Here is a 4,189-nt window from a genome sequence, read left to right as displayed (position 1 = left end):
GAGTATAGTTTATGATAAATTTTTAGCTGAAAATCAAAAAAGAAGAATTCCTGAACGTACTCTTTTAAGTTTTGTATTTTTTGGCGGAACAATTGGTTCAGGAATTGCAATGCTACTTTTTAGACATAAAACAGGCAAAAAAAGCTATTTATGGAAGTTTTGGTTACTTGCTACTTTACAAATTGGACTGCTTTTTCTGGTCTATTTTTTTTAACTTTTAGGTAATAAAATCTAAATAATTCTGTTTATTGATCACTTCAAAACTCGCCTCTGGATACCCTTTGGCGAAAGCTGTAGGGATTTTTGTTTTTCGGTTTTCGTTCCATTTAAATTCGTACCCTCTTAAAATACCATTTTCTTCTTCCAGCCAATCCAATTCTTGTTGGTCATAAGTTCTCCAGAAGTAATTAGAAACCGTTTTCTGCGTGTAATTTTGATTTTTTATACGTTCCGAAGCAAGATAATTTTCCCATAAGGCACCTACATCTGTTCTGGAATCTAACCGACTAAAATTAGCTATAATTGCATTCCGAATGCCGTTGTCATAGAAATACCATCTGTTCGATTTGGTTATTTCTTTGCGTAAATTTTTACTAAAACCAGGAACTTTATAGATAACAAACACTTTCGAAAGTAAATCCAAATAACTTTCAACTGTATTTTTAGAAATACCCAATTGTCTTGCTAATTCTTGCAAGGATACCTCCTGCCCTATTTGAAAAGCAATTAACTTTAATAAATCCAGAATTTTATTGGATTGTTTGATACCTTCGTAAACTAAAATATCCTTCAATAAATAGGAATTAATTATCTCTTTCAAATAGTTAATTTTATCATTCCAATCTGAATATTGTTCGAGTTCGGGATAAGATCCAAAAAGCAATCGTTCCTCTAATTTTTGAGTAGTTTCCTTGAAATTTTCATATTTAGCAAATTCCATTTGAGCCATTGGAAATAAATATATCGTATTTTTTCTTCCTACCAAAGGTTCGCCTAACTTATTCGATAAATCAAAAACGGACGATCCTGTAGCGATAATTTTTATTCCATCAATAGAATCGACAATCAATTTAAGAATTAAGCCAATGTCGGGAATATTTTGCGCTTCGTCAATAACCAATACTTTAATATTTGCTAAAAGCCGGCTGTAATTATTTACTGATCGTTCTTTTAGTAAATTGGCATCATCTATATCTTCGCCATTAAGATGCAAATACTCTTGTTTTGGAATAGTTGAAAGATAATTTTTGATAAAAGCCGTTTTACCCACACGTCTTGCACCTAACAAAATCAGTACTTTGTTTGGTAAAACTTTTTTGGAAAACAATGTGTCTATTCCTCTTTTTAAAAAATTCATCGTCTTGAATTTTAAATATTTAGATACAAATATATTAAAAAATGTAAATTCAGTCAGTTAATTGACTGAATTAATGTAAATTCAATCAGTACGTTGACTGAATTAACGTAAATTCAGTCAATAGAAAACAAAAAAAGCCCAGTGTAAAAACCGAGCTTACAAACTATTATTGGTGCGAAGCACCTCGGTTTTTTATTGACACGCTATTTTATTGACACGGTTTTGGTGTCTACCACCTTCAAAATCAGTGCTAATAAAAGCATCAACCATTTCTAGAACTTGTGGGATTGAAGTAAAACGGGCAGGAATACTAATAATATTAGCATTATTATGTTGACGTGCTAAAATAGCAATCTCTTTCGTCCAACATAAAGCAGCACGAACTTGAGCATATTTATTAACCGTCATTGCAATTCCGTTTCCGCTTCCACAAATTACAATTCCTAAATCAGCTTTACCTTCTGTTACATCAGTAGCCACTGGATGCCCAAAATCAGGATAATCAACACTATCAATTGAATCAGTTCCATAGTTTGTTATTTGATGTCCTTTTGCGACAAGCATTTCAACAATTGCCTGTTTATAATCTGGTCCTGCGTGATCGTTTCCTATGGAGATTTTCATCTTGTGTATTTTAAGTTGTGTGTTGCAAATTTAGAGAAACTATTCTATTGATTGCCTAATAAATTTTTGTTCTTTGTTTGCTAATTAAACCACTTATAGTATTTCTATTAATGGTCTTGTAACCCTTTAATAGCTATATAATTACGGGTTATCAACAATTTTTATTAATGTATAAATACCTGTAAATCAATGTATATTTATTATTGTAAATGTTAAAAATTTGAATTGTTAATAGCAAAACGCAATTGATTGATATTCAGTTAACTTTAAATTAACACAAGATGTTGATAACTTGAGATAGAAAATAAGAACTATTTTTTGGTACTATTAAAAAATTAAGTAATCCAAAACCCAGTTTTTAAAACCTAATTTACTTTGAGGAATTTTTAGAATAGTTATCATTATTAAAAAGTAGTTTATTAACAAATTTTTAAAAACTACTTATTTACAAAATGAATTATTTATAGATTATTAACCATTGTTAATTAAAAATAGAAACTCCTTTAAAACGAATACTTTATTCAAAAATAACTATGTTGATAAGTCGGTATAACATTTTTTAAGTTGATTTCAATCCTTTTTAAAATAAATTTATTGCCACTATTAACACGCTATAATAACAACCAAGAAGAATTTTAAATTTAATTTTTCTTTTTGTTTATTTAAATATATGTTGACAACTTTCAAAAAATTAAATTCTATTTCAAACGATTTTCAAATTGCTGTTTAGGTTGTCTAGCAATTCTTGTACTTTTTCAAAATCGTTAAAATGAATTTTGAGTTTGATTCCGCCATATGCAAAGCTGCCAAAAGGATCAACAGAAACTAAGTTTTCGTTTTCAAAAAAATAATGAATTGCTTCTTGCTCTAGCAAATGCTTTATAACTATAATTTCATGCGAATAATTAAAAATTGCAATGGTTTGAAATTCTTCCATTTTTTATACTTTTTATAAAGATACAACTATTCTATAAAGTTATATTTTCTTTAAAACTGCGTACTCTTTACTGATAACAGTCTAGTATTTTGTAATTTTAGACTTTTAAGAACAGATGTATGAGTAAAAGATTAAGAAAGCCGGTAAAAAAAGGGAAAGATTTCTCAGAAAAAATTATAAAAATATTATCGCAAAGTGCAAATAAAGCATTCAATTACAAACAAATAGGAGCTAAGCTAGAAGTTGATGATACCGAAAGCAGGAATCAAATTATAAAAGATTTGAAGATTCTGGCTTCGCAAAATAAAATTATTGAATCAGAACCTGGAAAATATTTAATCAAAGCAGTTAGTAAAGATTATTACGAAGGTAAAATTGACATGACAGGAAGAAAGACTGCTTATTTTGTCTGCCCTGATTTAGATGATGATGTATTTATCCCTACCAATAATCTAAACCATGCTTTAGATAAAGATATTGTTAAAGTGTACGTTTATAATAAACGAAGTGGTAAAAGACCTGAAGGAGAAGTGATTGAAGTCCTTGAAAGACATAAAACTGATTTTGTAGGTGTTATTGACATTCAAGCTAATTTTGCTTTTGTTTCTACTGCAAACCCTAAAATGTATACGGATATTTTTATTCCAAAGGATAAAATAGGCGAGGCAGAGCAAGGCGACGTTGTTTTAGTTCATATCGAAGATTGGCCGGCTAGAGCTGATAGTCCTTTTGGATCCGTGATAAAAGTGTTAGGAAAACCAGGTGAACACGATACTGAGATTCATGCCATTCTTGCTGAATACGGATTGCCATCAGAATTTCCTATTGAAGTCGAGACGTTTGCACAAAAAATAGATACTTCGATTACTGCTACTGAAATAGCGAATCGTCGTGACATGCGTAATACGTTGACTTTTACCATTGATCCAAAAGATGCGAAGGATTTTGATGATGCACTTTCATTTAAAAAATTAGAAAATGGCAATTATGAAATTGGTATTCATATTGCCGATGTTTCGTATTATCTTGAAGAAGGAACAATCCTGGATGATGAAGCGTATCAAAGAGCAACATCTGTTTATTTAGTGGATAGAGTAGTGCCTATGTTGCCAGAAGTACTGTCAAATTTTGCGTGTTCCTTACGTCCAAATGAAGAAAAATATACGTTTTCTGCTATATTCGAAATTACGGAAACTTCACAAGTGGTCAATCAATGGTTTGGAAGAACGGTCATTTATTCGGATCAGCGTTTTGCTTACGAGGAAGCGCAG

The 4,189-nt window shown here is 30.4% G+C and carries 5 protein-coding genes; 2 read left to right on the top strand and 3 right to left on the bottom strand.

The features are described 5' to 3' along the window. Positions 1 to 214: DUF1294 domain-containing protein (locus tag ACH2BG_RS03945; protein WP_395046416.1), on the top strand; the 214-nt coding region annotated here is incomplete at its 5' end. 3 nt (positions 215 to 217) lie between these two features. On the opposite strand, the gene ACH2BG_RS03940 is transcribed toward ACH2BG_RS03945, so the two are convergent. The 3 genes from ACH2BG_RS03940 to ACH2BG_RS03930 all read right to left on the bottom strand — a co-directional run bounded on the left by ACH2BG_RS03940 (position 218) and on the right by ACH2BG_RS03930 (position 2,918). Next, the gene (locus tag ACH2BG_RS03940; protein ID WP_395046415.1) at positions 218 to 1,357 is read right to left on the bottom strand and encodes an ATP-binding protein; all 1,140 of its coding nucleotides are present in this window, start codon (positions 1,355 to 1,357) and stop codon (positions 218 to 220) included. 192 nt (positions 1,358 to 1,549) lie between these two features. Next, positions 1,550 to 1,981, bottom strand: coding sequence for a ribose 5-phosphate isomerase B (gene rpiB, locus ACH2BG_RS03935; protein ID WP_395046414.1), 432 nt, complete (start codon positions 1,979 to 1,981; stop codon positions 1,550 to 1,552). A 703-nt stretch (positions 1,982 to 2,684) separates the two neighbouring features. Then, on the bottom strand, positions 2,685 to 2,918 hold the full coding sequence (locus tag ACH2BG_RS03930) for a DUF2007 domain-containing protein (protein WP_309757393.1): 234 nt from the start codon (positions 2,916 to 2,918) through the stop codon (positions 2,685 to 2,687). Between the two features lie 119 nt (positions 2,919 to 3,037). On the opposite strand from ACH2BG_RS03930, the gene ACH2BG_RS03925 reads away from it, so the two are divergent. Then, on the top strand, positions 3,038 to 4,189 hold a 1,152-nt coding region (locus ACH2BG_RS03925), incomplete at its 3' end, for a ribonuclease R family protein (protein ID WP_395046413.1).

The organism is Flavobacterium sp. (assembly GCF_043779715.1).
Taxonomy (GTDB): Bacteria; Bacteroidota; Bacteroidia; order Flavobacteriales; family Flavobacteriaceae; genus Flavobacterium.
The sequence above is the reverse complement of the archived record's forward strand: the minus strand, read 5'-3'. Positions and strand labels throughout refer to the sequence as shown.

What these genes read in the sequence shown, in the direction of transcription:
- ACH2BG_RS03940 (WP_395046415.1), bottom strand. Translation starts at nt 1,357, where the DNA reads ATGAATTTTTTAAAAAGAGGAATAGACACATTGTTTTCCAAAAAAGTT.
- ACH2BG_RS03930 (WP_309757393.1), bottom strand. Translation starts at nt 2,918, where the DNA reads ATGGAAGAATTTCAAACCATTGCAATTTTTAATTATTCGCATGAAATT.
- rpiB (WP_395046414.1), bottom strand. Translation starts at nt 1,981, where the DNA reads ATGAAAATCTCCATAGGAAACGATCACGCAGGACCAGATTATAAACAG.